Source organism: Nocardiopsis algeriensis (assembly GCF_014203695.1).
GTDB classification, from domain to species: Bacteria; Actinomycetota; Actinomycetes; order Streptosporangiales; family Streptosporangiaceae; genus Nocardiopsis; species Nocardiopsis algeriensis.
This window is the reverse complement of the sequence record NZ_JACHJO010000007.1, coordinates 1-18,340: the sequence shown is the minus strand read 5'-3', so window position 1 is coordinate 18,340 and position 18,340 is coordinate 1. Positions and strand designations below refer to the sequence as shown.

The following is an 18,340-nucleotide window of genomic DNA, read 5'->3' as shown; positions in this document are numbered from 1 at the left end:
GCAGAGGGTGAGGGGAGGCCGCCGACCAGCGGCCGAGCGCCGAACGATGAGCCGGAGATGAGTCGTCCATGACCGTCACTGTTTCCGCGACCCTTGCCGTCAACGAAGCCCTCGCCGAGAAGCGCCGCCAGGGGGTCCGGGTCCTACCTCTCGGATTCGGGGAGGCGGGCCTACCGGTCCACCCCGTCCTACGCGACCGGCTCACCGCGGGCAACGGGGCCAACGCCTACGGGCCCGTGGCCGGGTCGGCGGCCCTGCGCGAGGCCGCCGCGGGTTACTGGGGGCGACGGGACCTGCCCACCGACCCCGACATGGTCGTCGCCGGGCCCGGCAGCAAGCCGCTCCTGTACAGCCTGCTCCTGGAGATCGGCGGCGACCCCGCGATCGCCGCCCCCAGCTGGGTCAGCTACGCCGCCCAGAGCCGCCTGCTGGGCCACAGGCCCATCATGGTCCCCACATCCCCCGGTGAGGGCGGAGTCCCCCAGCCCGACCTCCTGCACGCCGCTGTCACCGCCGCGCGCGCCGAGGGGCGCACCGTGGGCGCGGTCGTCGTCACCCTGCCCGACAACCCCACCGGGACCGTCGCGAGCCGCGACACCGTACGCCGCCTGGCCGAGGTCGCCCGCGAGCTCGACCTCGTGATCATCTCCGACGAGATCTACCGCGACCTCGTCCACCCCGCCGAACCCGGCGGGGAACCGGCCCACGTGCACAGTCCCGCCGAATTCGCGCCCGAGCGCACCGTCGTCACCACCGGACTGAGCAAGAACCTTGCCCTCGGCGGATGGCGGATCGGCGTCCTGCGCCTGCCCGACTCCGAGACCGGCCGGCGCCTGCGCGGCGGACTGCTCGGCGTGGCCAGCGAGATCTGGTCCAGCCCCGCCGCCCCCGTGCAGGAAGCGGCGGCCCACGCCTTCGGCGAGCCCGCCGAGCTCCTGGACCACATCGATCGCAGCCGCCGCCTGCACGGCATCGTCGCCCGCGCCGCCGCCGAGGCGTTCACCCGGGCCGGGGCGTCCGTGGCCGCACCGCGTGCCGCCTTCTACCTGTACCCCGACCTCGGCCCCGTCCGCGACCGGCTCGCCTCCGTGCACGGCGTCACCACCGGCCCCGCCCTGGCCGGCCTGCTGCTGGAGCGCTTCGGGATGGGGGTCCTGCCCGCCGCCGAGTTCGGCGAGAGCGCCGACTCGCTGCGGCTGCGTGTCGCCACCAGCCTGCTCTACGGCGACAGCGAGGAGCGCCGCTACGCGGCCCTGTCCGCCACCGACCCGCTGGCCCTGCCGTGGATCCGCGCCCACCTGGACCGGCTGTCGGAGGTTCTCGACGAGTTGCTCGCCCCGCGCCGGGGGCCGCTCTCCGTTCCCCAGCCGGGGACTCCGGTGGCCGAGCCGGTCCGCTGAGGCGCGGTCCCTGCCGCGGACACGCACCAGGGGAGGAAGGGGAGAGCCCCCGGCCGCCGGCATTCACCCGCCGACCGGGGGCTTCGCCGTGCACGGTGTCAGCGCACCGGGGCACCGCGGTCGGCACGGTCAGGGCCGGCCAGGTCCCGGCTGGGGGTGACGACCGCGCGGTAGTGGTCCAGGAGCTGCCCGTTGACCGACTCCCACGTGCGGTGCTCCACCGAGGCGCGCGTGTTCACCGCCAGGGCCTCCCGCACCCGGCGGTTGTGGACCAGGCGGCCGACCCCCACCCGCAGCTCGCGCACCGAGCCCGGGGCGTACAGGAACCCGTTGTGCCCGGGGACCACCAGGTCCAGCGGGCCGCCCGCGGCCGGTGCCACCACGGGCACCCCCGAGGCCAGGGCCTCCTGGACGGTCTGGCAGAAGGTCTCGTCGGCGCCGGTGTGCACGAACACGTCGAAGGACGCGTACAGACGGGACAGGTCCCGGCCCGTGCGCGGGCCGGTGAGGACCGCGCCCCGCAGGCGCCGGCGCAGCCGCGGCAGCTCCGGCCCGCCGCCGACGACGACCAGCCTGGCCCCGCGGAGCCGGGCCACCTCCTCCAGGAGACCGACGCGCTTGTCCTTGGCCAGGCGGCCCACGTAGCCGACGATCACCTCGCCGTTCGGGGCGAGGCGCCGGCGCAGTTCCCCGTCGCGGTGCCGGGGAGAGAAACGCCGGAGGTCCACCCCCCGCCGCCACAGGGCGAGTCGGGGGAAGCCGCGCGAGGACAGGGCCTCCAGGGTGGCGGAGGAGGGAACGAGGGTGCGGTCCACCGCGGAGTGGACGCGGCGCAGCAGCTCCCAGATCCTGTCGGCTCCGGGCAGCCCGTAGCGTTCGGCGAAACCGGGCAGGTCGGTCTGGAACACCGCCACGGTCGGCAGGGCCCATCTGCGGGCGGTCTCCACCGCGGCCGCGCCGAGCAGGGCGGGGGAGGCCAGGTGCAGCACGTCGGGGGAGAAGGCCCGGATCGCCGCGGTCAGCGTACGGCGGGCCGGCAGACCGACGGCGAAGTCCCGGTAGAAGGGCAGGGGCAGGGAGGGCAGGCGGACGACGGGGAAACCCGCGTGCACGGCGGGGCCGTGCCCCGGGGCCAGCACCAGGGCCTGGTGCCCCTGCGCCGCGAGATGGTCGGTGACGCGGCAGACGGAGTTGGTCACCCCGTTGACCTGCGGAAGGAAGGACTCGGCCACGATCGCCACGCGGAGCGGGCGGGACGCGGGGGTCGTGTTCTCGGTCGGAGACATGCGGACGGCTCCCAACGCCGGGGGGACGGCTGCCTCCGACGTTAGGCTCGGCGGGTGAACCCCGATCGGGGCCGGGGGGAACCGTGCCGGAAGGCCGGGGGTGCACCTGCCGATCGGGCGGTGACGGGCCCGGGGCCGGGGAGTGGCTTCCGGGTGTCCCGGCGATGGCTAGGATCGCCTGTCGTAACCGTCGTATTGCTCTAGGGAGTCTTTGTGGTGACCCTCGTGGAATGGGCCGAAGCGGTCCGCGGAGAGTTGGGCCTCGCGGACGGAAAGGCGTTCGGCAAGGAGGACGTGGACCGGATCCTGGACCTGGCCAAGGACGCCGCGCACTCGGTCGCACGCCCCGCCGCGCCGCTCACCACCTATCTGCTCGGCATCGCCGTCGGCCGGGGTGCGGACCCCGACGAGGCGGCGGAGATGCTGAGCCGGCTCGCCCTCGCACGGGCCGGCACCGAGGCGGGCGACTCCTAGACCGTGTCCTGTGGACCGTCTCGGCTGCACGGCTGCCAGGCGCCCCCGTGCCGCGTCGGAGGAGCGTGCGAGGCCGGGCCGAGCTGCGCTTCCCGCCTCGCAAGGAGACGCCTGGCCGGCCGTTCGCCGGGGATCGGCTCCGCCGATGCGGCGAGAGCGTCCACAGAACACGGCCTGACCGCGGACCCGCGGGTGGTGGTTCCCGGTGAGATCTGCATGTGGAACACATGTGACGTTCCTGTAATGAACCACTGCAATTCTTTGCCGATACCGCGAAAGCGCCCAAAGGTGCCGAAGCGGCACCTGGGAGCACCGTCCCCGCACCGCAGCACCGCAGGTGTCCCCGACCCCACACACTGACCTCTAGGGAGGGCCTCCGTGGACCAACTCCTGGAAATGGCCGGCCTCGTCAGCAGCATCATCTGGGGGCCGTTCGTCCTCATTCCGCTGCTGTTCGTCGTGGGCCTGTTCCTGACCATCCGGCTCGGCCTGCTCCAACTGCTCCGCCTTCCCCACGCCCTGTGGCTCGCGCTCGTCCGGCGCAAGGAGGACGAGTCCGTCGAGGGCGACATCTCCCACTACCAGGCGCTGAGCACCGCGCTGGCGGCCACGGTCGGTGTCGGCAACATCGCCGGTGCCGCGCTCGCCATCGGCACCGGCGGCCCCGGCGCGCTGTTCTGGATGTGGGTCGTCGGCTTCCTGGGTATGGCGACCAAGTACAGCGAGGCCCTCCTGGGCGTGAAGTTCCGCCGCACCGACGCCAAGGGTGAGCAGAGCGGCGGCCCGATGTACTACCTCAAGTACGGCATCGGCGGCGGCCTGGGCACCACTCTGGGCGTGCTCTTCGCGGTGTTCGGCACCATCGCCTCCTTCGGCATCGGCAACGGGTCCCAGGCCAACACCGTCGCCCAGCAGGTGAACAGCATCACCGGGATCGACGCGTGGATCATCGGCCTCGTCCTCATGGTGCTGGCCGGCGCCGTCATCCTCGGCGGCATCAAGAGCATCGGCCGGGTCGCCTCGGCGCTCGTGCCGATCATGATCATCGGCTACGTCGGTGCCTGCCTGCTCGTGCTCGCCCTCAACTGGGACGGGATCCTGCCCGCGCTCCAGCTCGTGGTGACCGACGCCTTCACCGGCACCGCCGCGACCGGCGGCTTCGCCGGTGCGGGTCTCATGCTCGCCATCCAGCAGGGCTTCGCCCGCGGCATCTTCTCCAACGAGTCGGGCCTGGGCACCGGCGGCATCGCCGCGGCGGCCGCCAAGACCAAGCAGCCCGTCCGCCAGGCCATGGTCTCGATGACCCAGACCTTCATCGACACCATCATCGTGGTGACCATGACCTGCCTGGTCATCATCACCACCGGGGCCTGGACCTCGGGTGAGGCCGACGGCTCCCTGATGACCACGCTGGCGATGACCGAGGGCCTGAGCCCGCTCGGCCCGGTCGCCTCCGAGGCCGGCAGGTACATCGTGGCGATCGCCGTCGCGGTGTTCGCCTTCACCACCCTGCTGGGCTGGTCCTACTACGGCGAGCGGTGCATGGAGTTCCTGGGCGGGCGCAAGCTGGTACTGCCCTACCGCCTGGTCTTCATCGCCGTCATCTTCGTCGGCTCGTCCGCCGCCCTCGACTCGGTGTGGCTCTTCAGCGACATCGCCAACGGGCTCATGGCACTGCCGAACCTGGTGGGCCTGCTCATCCTGTCGCCGCTGATCGCGTCGGAGAGCAAGAAGTTCTTCTCCCACCCGGACTGGCGCAACCCCGACGTCCTCATGGAGGACGTGTCCAAGTAGGACCGGCGGGACACCTGTCGAACGCGGAGGGGACCGGCATCGCGCCGGTCCCCTCTCGCGTGCGCCCTCACCACCACCGGTGGAAGTGGTGAACCGGTCCCTGCCCGCCGCCCGCGTCGATCTCGTCGGCGCGGCGCAGGGCCTCGGTCAGGTAGGCCTTGGCGTCGGCGACGGCCGAGGCGGTGTCCGGGCGCTGCGGCAGCAGGGCCGCAATCGAGGAGGACAGCGTGCAGCCGGTGCCGTGGGTGTTGCGGGTGGCCACCCGCGGGGCGGTGAACTCGACCGGGTCGGCGTCGCGGGAGACGAGGACGTCGATGCTCTCCGGGCCTTCCAGGTGGCCGCCCTTGACCAGCACCTGGCGCGGGCCCAGCTCCAGCAGGCGGTACGCCTGGTCGCGCATTCCGGCGAGGTCGGCGGCCTCCTCGCAGCCCAGCAGGTCGGCGGCCTCGGGCAGGTTCGGCGTGACCAGGTCGGCGCGGGGCAGCAGGACCTTGCGCAGCGCCTCGGTCGCCGAGGCCTCCAGGAGGCGGTCGCCGCTCTTGGCGACCATCACCGGGTCCACCACGACGCGGGGCAGCGCGTGGCGGGTGAGCGCGTCGGCGACCGCCTCGGTGGTCTCCGCGGTGCCGAGCATCCCGATCTTGACCGCGTGCACGGGGGCGTCGGCGAAGAGGGTCTCCATCTGGTGGGTGACGAACTCGGCGGGGACGCCGTGGACCCCGGTGACGCCGCGCGTGGACTGGGCGGTGAGCGCGGTGACCACGCTCATCCCGTAGGTTCCGTGCGCCGAGAAGGCCTTGAGGTCGGCCTGGATGCCGGCGCCCCCGCTGGGGTCGCTCCCGGCGATGGAGACGACGTTGTACACACTGCTGCACGCACTCATACGGGGCGTTCCTTCGCTAGTGCTAACTAGGGCAGGTTCGACGGGTGTGCTCTCAGCCGGAAAGGCAGTGCCTGCGGAAGGCAGTGCTCGCCGGCACCCCGCGCCTCGGGGCCGTGCGGCCCCCTCCCAGTATTGCGGCCCGCGTTCCGGGAGGGGAACGCGGGCCGCGATGACGGGATGCCTCCGAGGTCAGCCGGTACCGTCCGGCCTCCGTGCGCGCAGCAGCCTGCGGACGCGTACGACGACGAACCACAGCACCAGCAGGCCGATGACGGCGAGCACGGCGTTGCTGAGTACGCTGCTCCAGCGGGACAGAACGGGTTCGACGGCGGGGCCGAAGACGAAGCCCAGGCCGATCCAGATCGTGTTCCAGACCGCGGAGCCGATGATCGTGTAGAGGGAGAACTTGAACAGCGGCATCCGCGCGATGCCCGCGGGGATCGAGATGAAGCTGCGGACCACGGGCACGCACCGCCCCACCAGCACGGCGGTCCCTCCGAAGCGGGAGAAGAACTTCTCGGCCTTGAGGAAGTCCTCCTCCTCCAGCAGCGGGGTCCTGCTCACGAGCCGCATCGTGCGTTCGCGGCCGAGCAGGCGTCCGACGGCGTAGAAGCCCCAGCCGCCGACCAGGGCGCCGGCGGTGGCCCATGCGATGGCGAGCCACACGTTCATCTGGCCGTCGTAGGCCAGGAAGCCCGCGCTCGGCAGGACCGCCTCGCTGGGCAGCGGGGGAAAGAAGGTCTCGATGAACAGGGCCACGCCCACGCCCGGTTCGCCCAGGGCCGTCATCAACCCGAGCACCCAGCCGATGAAGCCCCCGTAGTCGCCGCTGCCCCCGTCCGCCGCGGCTGCGGCGGAGACGGCCCAGGAAGATGTCGGCATCCGGTTTCGGTGTCCTCTCCCGGCGGCGCGGAGCCGCCCTGTGTGCGGTCAGGCGGAGACGGTGTCCTGCTGGTCGTCGGCGGCCGCCATCTGGTCCAGCTTGCGCCTCTCCCAGACGATCGCCGCGACGATGACGGCGAAGCCGACCACCATCAGCACGACGGTCAGGGGCACCTCCGTGGGGGCGACGAAGGCGCGGTCTTCGTCCTGCCAGGGCCACAGGGCGCGCAGGGAACCGGCCATGAGGCCGGTGAGCACGACCAGGGTCATGTGGTGGAAGTTCTCCAGCAGGTACTGGAGCAGCTTGACGAAGAGGGACAGGCCGGTCAGGGCACCCAGCGCGAACACCGCGAGGTAGGCGATGTCGGCCTCGCGGACCGCGTTGAGGGTCGGCTCGTACAGGCCCACGGTCAGCAGGAGGAAGGAGCCCGACACGCCGGGCAGGACCAGGGCGCAGACCGCCACCCCGGCGGCGAAGAAGACGATCACGGGATGGGCGGGCAGGTTCGCGCCGGGCAGGCCGGTCAGCGTGAAGGCCGCCGCGGCCGCCACCAGGGCGAGGAGGTAGTGCCCCGCCCGCCACTTCTTGCCCGAGGCGGTGTAGGGCACCCACAGGCAGGCCAGCACCAGGCCGAAGAAGACCGCGTAGGCGTACTGGGTGTGCTCCTCCACGACCGGGGCCAGGACGACGGCCGCCAGACCGAGGAAGAGGGCCATACCGATCAGCGCGGGGATCAGCACACTCCAGTCCACGAGCCGGAACTGCTCGCGGGCACGCTCGTTGCCGCGGCCGCGCGGGACATCGGTCACCCACCGCTTGATGCCGCTGACCATGTGGCCGGCGCCGCCGATGAGCTTGTCGTACAGGCCGACCATGAGGGCGACGGTGCCGCCGCTGATGCCGGGGAGGGCCTCCGAGGTGCCGACGGCACCTCCGCGCAGCGCGTTGAAGAGATAGGAGCCTACTGATTTGGCCATCTGGTTGTGGGCGCCGCTCCGGCAGGGGGGCGCCGTCCTCCGTCCTAGTGGTGTCCCGAACGCACCCGTGACGGGTGGAGGGTGGGGGCGATGCAGTCGATCCGGCTGCCGTGCCCGGGCCGCGGGCCGGGCCGGCGGGGGAGTCCAGGGGGAGATGCTCCGGAACCGGGTGCAGTCAGTCTAGTGGGGGTACGGCGGATCGGAGGATGTCCCGAAGGCGCTCCCGCCGTGGTCCCGGTCGTGCGGGGAAGCCTCGAATCCCGGTCCGGAACGGGAGGAGCCCCCGCCGTCGTGGCGGGGGCTCCCCGGTTCGGAGGGCCAGGGTTCACCCGCGCCCGCCCCTGGCGACCGACGCCGCCCAGCGGTAGTCCTGCTTGCCGACCGCCGTGCGCCGCACCCGGTCGACGAAGTGCACCGTGCGGGGCACCTTGAACCCCGCCAGCCGCACCCGGCAGAAGGAGCGCAGCCCCGCCGCGTCCAGGCGGGAACCCGCGGCCAGGGAGACCAGGGCGGTCACCCGCTGGCCGAGCAGCTCGTCGGGGGCGGGCACCACGATGGCGTCCTCCACGTCGGGATGGGCCTTCAGCGCCGCCTCGACCTCCTCGGGGTAGACCTTCTCCCCGGCCGTGTTGATGACGACGCTGCCCCGGCCCAGCAGCACGATCGAGCCGTCCTCGCCGCGCGTCCCGTAGTCGCCCGACAGGGCCCAGCGCCGCCCCTCGGCGTCGGTGGGGAACGTGCGCGCCGTGGCGATCGGGTCGTTGTAGTAGCCCAGCGGGATGCGCCCGGTGCGGGCGATGCGCCCCACCACCGGGGAACCCGGGGGCAGGGGGCGCAGGTTCTCGTCCAGCAGGGCGATGCTGCCGCTCATCGCGAAGGTGCGGTTGTCGGCCGAGCCGGTCAGGGGTTCGGCGTCACCCGCGGTCGCGGAACCGCACACCCCCGTCTCCGAACCCCCGTAGGAGTCGGCCAGCGCGACGTCCTTGCGCCAGGCCCGCCACAGGCCGCGCACGGCCGGGGTGAGCGGGGTGCCGCCCGAGCGGACCGAGCTCAGGTCCGGGCACATGCCGGGCTCGGTGAGCAGGTGCCGGGCCAGCGGCCGGGCCATGGCGTCGCCCACCACCTGCAGGGTGTGCACGCGCTCGCGGTGGATCAGCTCCGCCACGCGCTCGGGCCGGAAGCTGCGGTCGGTGGACAGCACCACCTGCTTGCCGCACATGAGCATGCTCAGCGCGTTCCACTGGCCGGCCGCGTGCATCAGCGGTCCCAGGACCAGCATGCGCTCGGAGAAGCACCGCGCGGCGCGCTCGGCCACCTCCTCCGGGGAGGCGGCGCGCGCGGACCCGGGGGAGCGGCGCTCGATCGCGGCCCGGAAGATGTCGGCCTGGCGCCACAGCACCCCCTTGGGGTAGCCGGTGGTGCCGCCCGTGTAGAGGAGGTAGTGGTCGTTGCCGCTCGTGGGAGGCAGGGCGGTCCGCGGATCCGCCGAGGCCAGGGCGTCCTCGTAGCGGACCGCGCCGGGGTAGGACCCGCTGTGCGGACTGCGGTCCTCCAGCAGCAGCACGTGGCGCAGCCGGGGCAGGTCCGGTCCGGCCACCGCGGCCGTGGCGGCCAGGGACTCCTCCGCGACGAGGGCGACGGCCCGCGAGTCGTCCAGCACGTGCCGGAGCTCGCCGGCGACGTAGCGGTAGTTCACGTTCACGGGGACCGCGCCGGCCTGCAGCACGCCCAGGAACGCCTCCATCCACTCGGTGCGGTTGAAGGACAGGATCGCCACGTGCTCGCCGGGCCGCACGCCCGCACCCACCAGGTGGCGTGCGAACCGCAGCGAGCGGTCGAGCAGCGCGGAGTAGGTGAGCCGCCGAGGGCCGGCCACCAGTGCCGTCCGCTCGGGGACGGCGGCCGCCACGGCGGCGAAGAGCCGTGCGAGCGACAAGGGCTCGTCGGCGCGGACGGAAGGCGCGGTATGCACGTCTGACCTCCCTGACGTGGAACGGAGCCGTCCACGGCTGAGCTCGCGGAGGCGGGGAAAGGGCGTTCGGGGGTGGGAACGCGGTGCGGCTGGTCCGGCTGTGTGCCGACCGTATCCCTCGAAGGCCCCGCAGACCGATGCCGGGGGCTGTGGACCGCGTCACCGACATACTCCCCGCAGCTCACAAAGGGTGCGGAGGGCGCGCTCAGAAGGGGTCGAACGGTCGGATTCCAGGCATGTCCCGCGCCTGTGAGAAGGACCACCCCTTGTGGGACCGCCCGGCGTCTGTTCAACTTTTGACCATTGCCCGCGCGGGGGTGCCACCCGCCCCGGCGATGGGTATCTACCTGTCTGACATCGGTCAATGGTGATCGGAGTGGCTGGATGAGCACGACCCAGAACCTGGGACAGCAGCACCCTTCCGGGGATCCCGGAGGAATCGCACCCGCAGACCGCGCCGGAGCCGCCGAGGGGGCACCGCTCTCCGGTGAGGAGCACATCGCCCTCGCCCGGGCGCACTCGGCACACAACTACTCCCCCCTGCCCGTCGTCGTCGCCGAGGGAGAGGGCGCCTGGGTGACGGACACCGAGGGCAGGAGATATCTGGACTGCCTGGCCGGATACTCGGCCATGAACTTCGGGCACCGCAACCCCGACCTGCTGGAGGCGGCGCACCGCCAGCTCGACCGGGTGACACTCACCAGCCGCGCCTTCCACAACGACCAGTTCGGGCCCTGGGTCGCCGCGCTCTCCGCCATGGTCGGCAAGGAGAAGGTCCTGCCGATGAACACCGGCGCCGAGGCCGTGGAGACCGGCATCAAGGTCGCCCGCAAGTGGGGCTACGAGGTCAAGGGCGTGCCGATCGGCCGGGCGACCATCGTCGTGGCGGGGATGAACTTCCACGGCCGCACCACCACCATCGTCTCGTTCTCCTCCGACCCCGAGGCACGCGGCGGCTTCGGCCCCTACACGCCCGGCTTCCGCTCCGTTCCCTACGGGGACGCCGAGGCGCTGGAGGAGGCCGTCGACGACACCACCGTCGCCGTCCTGATCGAGCCGGTCCAGGGCGAGGCCGGGGTGATCGTGCCGCCCGAGGACTACCTGCCCAGGATCCGCGAGATCTGCGACCGCAACCGCGTGCTCCTCATCGCCGACGAGGTGCAGTCCGGGCTCGGCCGCACCGGTACCGTCCGGGCCTGCGAGCACACCGGGGTGGTCCCCGACGCCTACCTGTTCGGCAAGGCCCTGGGAGGAGGCATCCTGCCGGTGTCGGCGATGGTGGCCGACGAGGACGTGCTCGGGGTCATCCAGCCCGGCCAGCACGGCAGCACCTTCGGCGGAAACCCGCTCGCCGGGGCGGTGGGCCGGACGGTCGTGCGGATGCTGACCGAGGGCCCCTACCTGGAGAACGCCCGGCGCCTGGGCGATGTGCTCGCCCGGAGGCTGAGGGGGCTGGTCGGCGACGGCGTCGTGTCCGCGCGCAGCATCGGCCTGTGGGCGGGGATCGACGTCGACCCCGCGCTGGCCACCGGCAGGGAGCTGTGCGAGCGGCTCGCCCGCAAGGGCGTCCTGGTCAAGGACACCCACGGCTCCACGGTGCGCATGTCACCACCGCTGGTGATCTCCGAGGAGGACCTGAACTGGGGTCTGGACCGCTTCGCCGAGGTCGTCGCCGACCTGCGGGCCGGGCGCTGACACGGGTCGTGCCCCGCCGGAGGGCGGGGCACGACCGCCGGCCTCAGGAGGCGTCGGTCTCCCGGACGGGGTCGAGCGGACCGCCCAGCTCCGAGAGCAGCAGCTCCTCGTCCACGCGCTCCAGGGTCTCCCGGGAGACGTGGAGCACCCGCTCGGGCCCCTCCTCGATCTGTCCGCGCACCCGGTCGGCGATGGAGAGCTGGCCCTGGGCGGTCGGGTGGAAGCTCGCCCGGTCCACGCGCAGCCCCCCGCCGAACGGCCCGAGCACGATCCCGTTCAGCCAGGCGTCCTCGGCACTGACCTCGTGGCCGCTGAGCGCCGAGAAGGTGTTGACGTACTCGACGCTGCCGGTGGAGCGCGAGCCGTAGACGCGGCCGTCGACCCGGTAGGCCACGTCGCGGATGCGGTCGTTGAACTCCTCGGCGACCTCGTTCAGCCACAGCTGGTCGCTGACGGTCAGCGTGTAGTACATCGTGGGCGGTTCCTCGGGAAACATCCGCGGATAGCCGAGCACGAGGACGCGGGCGTCGGGTGCGCGGTCGCGGATCTCCTCCAGCACCGTGGTGAGCGTCTCCTCGAACTTGTCCATGCGCTTCTCGATGTCGCCGTCCTGCTCGGTGCAGACACCGCTGTCCAGCAGCGGCATCCGCACGATGCAGGTGCGCAGGACGGGGATGAACCCGAGGTCGTTGCCGCCGATCCCGAGGGTCACCAGTGACGTGTGCTCGGTGACCCGCTCCAACTGGGACTCGGGGGTGCCGATCTCGCCGAGCAGGTCCGAGCCCTTGTGGCTGCTGCACGCGTAGAAGGCCAGTGTCCCGGCGAACGCGAACTCCTCCTCGATGATGCGCGGGTAGGCGTTCTGCGAGCGCCAGCAGCCCCCCTTGACGGCGGTCTCCGGGTCGTAGTCGCCCGCGCCGTCGCCGGAGGAGTAGGAGTCGCCCAGGGCGACGTAGTTCCCCCACAGGGCGGCTTCCTCGGGGGCCAGGCGCACGCGCCAGTCGGTCTCCTCCTCCTCGGAGATCGGAGGAAGCTCGTCCTCGGGGCACACACCGCCGACGACGCCGCACCACAGGGACTGCAGCCCCTCGCGTGAGGAGGGGACGGCCAGGGCGGCGACCAGGACCAGGACCATGGCCACCGAGACGAGGGTGGCGATGCGGGGACCGCGGCGCCTCCGGCTGGGGGCGGCCTCCGGCTCCTCGGCCGCAGGGGCCTCCTCGGGGCTCTCCTCGGGCGCCTGCTCCGGCGCCTTCTCGGAGATCTCCTCCGGCTTGTCCGGTTCGTCGCCACGAGCTGGCACGGCCCACCCCTCCTGGCAGTTCGGACGGCTTTCGTCCCGAAAGCCTACCGTTGGGAGGCCGCGGAGGGACCGGCCCAGCGGCGGCCAATCCCGCTGGGTCGGTCCCTTCCTCCGGTGCCGGGGAAGCGCTTCCACTCTGCCTCGCCCCGGGGCCCCGCGTCATGAGGGAGATTCCACAAAGATGTGCGGCCTCATCTGGTGGGACCTGTACGGAAGCGATGAACCCCGGCCGGGAGAGTAACGGGGGAGACCAGAGTGAAGGCACGCGGTCCGGGGCCGGGCGCCTGGCGTTGTGACCAGGCGAGAAGAAGCGGCGCCGCCCCCGAAGGGGCGGCGCCGCTGTGCTTGCTCGGGCGCCTTTCGGGCGCGGTTCTTCGTCGCTGCGCTCACACGCTCGTTCCTCGCGTGTTCACTCCACTCCTGCAGAACCCCGCCGGCGCCCTCACTGTGCTTGCTTGGGGCCTCCGCTTCGCTTCGGCCCCGGTTCGGGCGCCTTCAGGGCGGGGTTCTTCGTCGCTGCGCTCACATCCTCGTTCCTCGGATGTTCGCTCCGCTCCTGCAGAATCCCGCCGGCGCCCTCACGGCACACCCCCTGGGGCGCGGGTGGGCTTGCGGGTGACCGGTGCTTCGGCCCGCCCGTCGCCCGCCACCACCCTCAACGGATGGCCTTCGGCCACAGGTTTTTTGTTCGGGGCCTCCGCTGCGCTTCAGCCCGGCTCAGATGGGAGCTAGCCGATCTGGACCTTGCGGGCGGCCTCGAAGCGCTCCTGGACGTCGGCCCAGTTGATGACGTTCCAGAAGGCCTTGACGTAGTCGGCCTTCACGTTCTGGTACTGGAGGTAGAAGGCGTGCTCCCACATGTCCAGCATGAGCAGCGGGACCGTGCCGACGGGGACGTTGCCCTGCTGGTCGTAGAGCTGCTCGATGACCAGGCGGCCACCCAGCGAGTCCCAGGCCAGGATGGCCCAGCCCGAGCCCTGGATGCCGGTCGCCGCGGCGCCGAAGTGGGCGCGGAAGGCGTCGAAGGAGCCGAACTGGTCGTCGATGGCGGCACCCAGCTCACCCTCGGGCTTGTCGCCGCCCTCGGGGGAGAGGTTCTTCCAGAACACGCTGTGGTTGACGTGGCCGCCCAGGTTGAACGCCAGGTTCTTCTGGAGCAGGTTCACGGTGCCGAAGTTCCCGGCCTCGCGGGCCTCCGCCATCTGCTCCAGGGCCGTGTTGGCACCGGCGACGTAGGCGGCGTGGTGCTTGTCGTGGTGCAGCTCCATGATCTTGCCGGAGATCCACGGCTCCAGGGCCGCGTAGTCGTAGGGCAGTTCAGGAAGCGAGTACGGCGCAGACATCCTCTGACGCACCTTTCCAATGACGGGATTCGTCGTGTTCAGCAGCGATGGGATCGCTAGCAGCAAGCTATCAGTCGAGCGTCTCGCTACCCGATGCCAGGCACTCGACACCCGGGCGCGGAGAGAAAAGGCGCGCCGCCGACACCGCCGGGAGCGATCTCCGGTCCGGCGGCGCGCACGCACGGCGGCCGACGGCAGGAAAATCGTTTCGATGTGTTTTCGGGGTGTTCTCCCGGTCTTCACCGAAGTTCTCGATGTGCCAGGGAAAATCCGGCCCCCGCGTCATCGGAAGACACCCTTCGGGGGACTGTCCCGTGCCGCCTTGTCCGGCGTCTTGAGAGGCTCATAGGTCACAGGACGATTCCCGCGTTGTCCAGGGAGGACACCCGTCCCGGCGAACACCGGAGATCGGAACGCGGAGGTTAGGGTGATGTGTCGATGAACAACGGGGGAATTGCCGCCGCTCCGGTTTTTGGATGTCCTTTCTGGGTGTTTCCTTGTTCGGGAGAGCCGCTGTGTTTTCCCGAACCCTTTCCTGCCCCGCCGGACGACCCCGGTCGGGTGTGCGGGCCGCGGCGCCTCGCCGTCCCCCGGCCGGCGGCCCCCGCCGGTTCCGAGTCTCCCGTGGAGGTATTCCGCCCATGCGCTCCCTTCGCCGCCGTCTCCTCCCCCTGCTGACGGCAGCCGCAGCGGTCGGTGCGGTTGCCGTCCTCGTCCTCGTCGTCCTCGCCGCCCGGGGCGCCGTGACCTGGATGGACGCGCTCACCCTCGCCGCCGTGGCAGCGGTCGGAGCCCTCGTGTGCGCCCTCGGGGCGGGGACGGTGACGCTGCGCCGGGCCGTGCGCGACCTGCAGAAGGAGGTCGAGGAGCACGCCCACCGGGTCACCGAGGCGCTCGGGCAGAACCGCGTGGAGACGGTCGAGGTGATGGAGGGCGTACGCGGGCACATCACCCGGGCCCGGGACACGGCGGTCTCCGAGATCGGCAGAGGCGTCCGCCGCGCCGTCGAGGTCCAGGGTCGCAACGACTACGAGCAGCAGGTCGCCTGGACAGAACTGCGCGACCACCTCGGAGCCGGCCCTTTCCTGCCGCCGCTGCGCGGCTGGGCCGCCTCTCCCGACGTGCTCCGGATCCTCGTGGGCCACATCGAACGCATGCGCCCCGGGACGGTCGTCGAGTGCGGCAGCGGATCCTCCAGCGTCTGGATCGGTCACGCCCTGCGCCGGGTGGGGACCGGCCGTCTCGTCGCCCTCGAACACGACGCCCGCTATGCCGAACTCAGCCGCGCGATGGTGGCCTCCCACGGGCTCGGTGACATCGTCGAGATCCGCCACGCCCCGCTCGTGGAGATCGATCCCGCCACGGTCACCGTCGACGGCGAGGAGCGCACCACCGCCGACCGCTGGTACGACACCTCGGCCCTGGCCGACCTCCAGGGGGTCGGTCTGGTGTTCGTCGACGGTCCGCCCGCCGCCACCGGCCTGCAGGCCCGCTACCCCGCGGTGCCCCGGCTGCTCCCGCACTGCACCGAGGACGCCGTGTTCGTCCTCGACGACGCCGACCGGCCCGACGAGCGCGCCCTCGGCGAACGCTGGCTGGCCGAGTACCCCGAACTGCACCGCACCGAGGAAGCCGCGGAGAAGGGCGCGCACGTGTTCAGCCGCAAGAGCATCTGAGCCCCGCTCCCGGACAACCGAGCCACTCCACCCCGAGGTCCCCGATGATCACCACCCTCCTTCGGGGCGCCCTGCGCGCCCGAGGCACAGAGGTCGCCCTCCTGTGCCACACCGGAACCGAGAGCCGCGCCGCCCTGGACGGCCTGCCCCTGGGTCCCCTCGACCGGATCCTGGATCTGGACTCCCTGGCGGTGTCCGGCTCCTTCGAGGTCGAGGGTGCCTGGGAGCGCGGCCTGGGCGCGGAGGTCGGGCTGGTGGCCGTCGTCGCGGCGGCCCCGACCGATCTGCACCGCGCCCTGACCGCCGCCGCAGGCCTGCCGCGCGCCGCGCACGTCGTCGTCGCCCTGCTCGCGACCCCCGGGCACCAGGAGCCCCCGCTGCCGGCCTCCCCCGGCATGGGGCAGTGGCGGGACCTCCAGGAGGCCCGGGTCCGGCGGCTGGACCGCAGCGGCTGGGTGTGCGAGCTGTTCTTCCCCAACGGGGTCGAGACACCGCAGGTCCTCGACGCCGTCGTACAGGGCACCCGGGCCCGCCGCCGCGGCCCCGCGACGGCGCCCCTGGCCGTCCTCCACGGCCCCGAGGCCGCCCTGTGGCGTCCCGGCGACACCGGTGTCCGCGGCGTGGAGGAGGCCGGACCGGTCCCGCTGCGCAGGGTCACCCCGGTCGGGGACCTGGCCCTGCGCGTGGGCGGCACCGGACCGCGCGCCGGGTGGACCGACGAAAGGGTTCCCGTGCTGGACCGCGACACCACCGCGGCCGATTCCTGGGAGCACATCGGCGGGAACGACGGGCTCGCGGCGGCCCGGAGGTGGAGCGAGCGGCCCGACCCGGTGTCCGCCGTCGCTCCGATCGACGAGCTCACCGTCAACCCCGCCGGCTTCCGCAAGGCCGAGGACGGGCCGCTGGGCGAGCTCACCGTCCACGGGGACCGCGCGGTCGTCCGGGAGGGCGGCAAGGACCTGGTGGCCGTGGCGCCCGACGGCACCGTCACCGATGTGGACCTGTCCCGCCTGCGCCACCTGCGCGGGATCAGGGTGGACTGGTCCGGGCACACCGGCCCCTCGGCCGCCGTGCGCGCGGTCGCCTCCCTGGCGGCCGGCGGGGTGCCGCTGATCGGCGGAACCGTCCCCGCCTGGGCGGCCGGGCTCGGCCGCCCCCTGGCCGACCTCCTCACCGGGGCCTCGGACGAGGACCTGACCGACCGGCTGCGTCGTGAGGAGCACAGTGTGCGGTTGCGTCGGGCGGCTCTGCGTGCGCACGGGGTGCGTGCGCGGTGGCGTGCCCTGGGGGTCGAGGTCGGTCTTGCGGTGCCGCCGGAGCCGCGGGTGTCGGTGGTGCTGTGTACGCGGCGTCCGGGGATGGTGGGGTTCGCGTTGGCTCAGATCGCGCGTCAGCGGCATGTGCGCCTTGAGGTGGTGCTGGCTCTGCACGGCTTTCCGGTTTCTTTGCCGGAGGTGGCTTCGGCGGTGGCCGAGTTCGGGGAGACGGGGATTCCGCTGGTGGTGCACGAGGCCGACGGCGGCACCGTTTTCGGTGCGGTGCTCAACGAGGCGGTGGACCGGGCGTCGGGGACGCTGGTGGCCAAGTGGGACGACGACGACTGGTACGGGCCCGAGCACCTGGCCGACCTGCTGTTGGCCCGCACCTACTCCGGAGCCGAGCTGGTGGGCACCGGCCAGGACTTCGTCCACCTCCAGGAGGTGGACGTGACCGTCTGGCGCAGCCGCGAGTCCGAGACCTCCACGCGCTTCGTCGCGGGCGGCACCATCCTCACCGACCGCGGGGTGCTGGAGGAGACCGGGGGCTTCCGCCCCCTTCCCCGCGCCGTCGACACCCAGCTGCTCCTGGCCGTCGTCCGCGGCGGCGGCCGGGTCTACCGGACGCACGGCCTCGGCTACGTGCTGCGCCGCACCGGAGGCGGCCACACCTGGTCCGAGGACATGGCCTACTTCCTGCACAACTACGCCCGGCAGTGGTTCGGCCGGCGCTTCAGCGCCCTGCTGGAAGGGGAACCCGCCCCCTTCGGCCGGCCCGCGGCCCAGAACACGGGAGAACACCGTTGACAGCCCTGGACACCTCGACCGCCCCGACACCCGCAGACGGCGACGCCCCCGCCCTGCCGCGCGGTGATGTCGACTTCACCGACCGCGGGGTGCTGGAGGAGACCGGGGGCTTCCGCCCCCTTCCCCGCGCCGTCGACACCCAGCTGCTCCTGGCCGTCGTCCGCGGCGGCGGCCGGGTCTACCGGACGCACGGCCTCGGCTACGTGCTGCGCCGCACCGGAGGCGGCCACACCTGGTCCGAGGACATGGCCTACTTCCTGCACAACTACGCCCGGCAGTGGTTCGGCCGGCGCTTCAGCGCCCTGCTGGAAGGGGAACCCGCCCCCTTCGGCCGGCCCGCGGCCCAGAACACGGGAGAACACCGTTGACAGCCCTGGACACCTCGACCGCCCCGACACCCGCAGACGGCGACGCCCCCGCCCTGCCGCGCGGTGATGTCGACTTCACCGACCAGCCCCGGGCCGTGCGCAACGACCACGCGGTACTCACGCCTCCTCCTCTCGGGGGGTGGAGTCCGGTGTTGTCGGTGTCGGTGGTGGTGCCCGCGCATGGTCAGCCGGAGAAGTTGGCGTTGGTGTTGGCGTCGTTGGC

The 18,340-nt window shown here is 72.4% G+C and carries 13 protein-coding genes and 2 pseudogenes; 8 read left to right on the top strand and 7 right to left on the bottom strand.

Going from position 1 to position 18,340, the window contains the following annotated elements; genetic code table 11:
* Positions 1–68: 68 nt before the first annotated feature.
* A complete protein-coding gene (locus FHS13_RS12240) occupies positions 69–1,400 on the top strand; it encodes a pyridoxal phosphate-dependent aminotransferase (RefSeq protein ID WP_184291685.1) in 1,332 nt (443 codons plus the stop codon).
* 98 nt (positions 1,401–1,498) lie between these two features.
* On the opposite strand, the gene FHS13_RS12235 is transcribed toward FHS13_RS12240, so the two are convergent.
* On the bottom strand, positions 1,499–2,686 hold the full coding sequence (locus FHS13_RS12235) for a glycosyltransferase family 4 protein (RefSeq protein WP_184291683.1): 1,188 nt from the start codon (positions 2,684–2,686) through the stop codon (positions 1,499–1,501).
* A 216-nt stretch (positions 2,687–2,902) separates the two neighbouring features.
* Here FHS13_RS12235 and FHS13_RS12230 point away from each other — a divergent pair, with 216 nt between their 5' ends.
* Both FHS13_RS12230 and FHS13_RS12225 read left to right on the top strand, forming a co-directional pair.
* Positions 2,903–3,160, top strand: a complete 258-nt coding sequence (locus FHS13_RS12230; RefSeq protein WP_184291681.1) for a DUF6457 domain-containing protein — start codon at positions 2,903–2,905, stop codon at positions 3,158–3,160.
* Between the two features lie 378 nt (positions 3,161–3,538).
* A complete protein-coding gene (locus FHS13_RS12225; protein WP_184291679.1) occupies positions 3,539–4,954 on the top strand; it encodes an amino acid carrier protein in 1,416 nt (471 codons plus the stop codon).
* A 67-nt stretch (positions 4,955–5,021) separates the two neighbouring features.
* On the opposite strand, the gene thiD is transcribed toward FHS13_RS12225, so the two are convergent.
* The 4 genes from thiD to FHS13_RS12205 all read right to left on the bottom strand — a co-directional run bounded on the left by thiD (position 5,022) and on the right by FHS13_RS12205 (position 9,669).
* Positions 5,022–5,837, bottom strand: a complete 816-nt coding sequence (gene thiD, locus FHS13_RS12220) for a bifunctional hydroxymethylpyrimidine kinase/phosphomethylpyrimidine kinase (protein WP_184291677.1) — start codon at positions 5,835–5,837, stop codon at positions 5,022–5,024.
* A gap of 189 nt (positions 5,838–6,026) precedes the next feature.
* Positions 6,027–6,719: a DedA family protein gene (locus tag FHS13_RS12215; protein ID WP_184291675.1), complete on the bottom strand. Its 693-nt coding sequence runs from the start codon at positions 6,717–6,719 to the stop codon at positions 6,027–6,029.
* A gap of 48 nt (positions 6,720–6,767) precedes the next feature.
* Complete coding sequence (locus tag FHS13_RS12210; protein WP_184291673.1) at positions 6,768–7,697, bottom strand: DUF368 domain-containing protein; 930 nt, start codon at positions 7,695–7,697, stop codon at positions 6,768–6,770.
* A 325-nt stretch (positions 7,698–8,022) separates the two neighbouring features.
* Positions 8,023–9,669: an AMP-binding protein gene (locus FHS13_RS12205; RefSeq protein ID WP_184291671.1), complete on the bottom strand. Its 1,647-nt coding sequence runs from the start codon at positions 9,667–9,669 to the stop codon at positions 8,023–8,025.
* A gap of 384 nt (positions 9,670–10,053) precedes the next feature.
* Between FHS13_RS12205 and rocD the strand changes: the two genes are divergently transcribed.
* A complete protein-coding gene (gene rocD, locus FHS13_RS12200) occupies positions 10,054–11,364 on the top strand; it encodes an ornithine--oxo-acid transaminase (RefSeq protein WP_184291669.1) in 1,311 nt (436 codons plus the stop codon).
* A gap of 43 nt (positions 11,365–11,407) precedes the next feature.
* Here rocD and FHS13_RS12195 read toward each other — a convergent pair whose 3' ends face one another.
* Together FHS13_RS12195 and FHS13_RS12190 are read right to left on the bottom strand one after the other, a co-directional pair.
* Positions 11,408–12,667 carry an SGNH/GDSL hydrolase family protein gene (locus FHS13_RS12195; protein WP_343065001.1) on the bottom strand — a complete coding sequence of 420 codons (1,260 nt, stop codon included), beginning with the start codon at positions 12,665–12,667 and terminating at the stop codon, positions 11,408–11,410.
* Between the two features lie 728 nt (positions 12,668–13,395).
* Entirely contained in the window at positions 13,396–14,010 is a 615-nt protein-coding gene (locus tag FHS13_RS12190; RefSeq protein ID WP_184291667.1) for a superoxide dismutase, read from the bottom strand.
* A gap of 641 nt (positions 14,011–14,651) precedes the next feature.
* Here FHS13_RS12190 and FHS13_RS12185 point away from each other — a divergent pair.
* The 4 genes and pseudogenes from FHS13_RS12185 to FHS13_RS12170 form a co-directional block, all read left to right on the top strand.
* Positions 14,652–15,686, top strand: a complete 1,035-nt coding sequence (locus FHS13_RS12185) for a class I SAM-dependent methyltransferase (protein WP_184291665.1) — start codon at positions 14,652–14,654, stop codon at positions 15,684–15,686.
* 44 nt (positions 15,687–15,730) lie between these two features.
* Positions 15,731–17,749: a glycosyltransferase family 2 protein gene (locus tag FHS13_RS12180; protein ID WP_184291663.1), complete on the top strand. Its 2,019-nt coding sequence runs from the start codon at positions 15,731–15,733 to the stop codon at positions 17,747–17,749.
* 62 nt (positions 17,750–17,811) lie between these two features.
* Positions 17,812–18,117: pseudogene (locus tag FHS13_RS12175) on the top strand (glycosyl transferase family 2); the annotation flags it as partial.
* A pseudogene (locus FHS13_RS12170) lies at positions 18,114–18,340 on the top strand (glycosyltransferase family 2 protein); the annotation flags it as partial. The pseudogenes FHS13_RS12175 and FHS13_RS12170, both read left to right, overlap by 4 nt.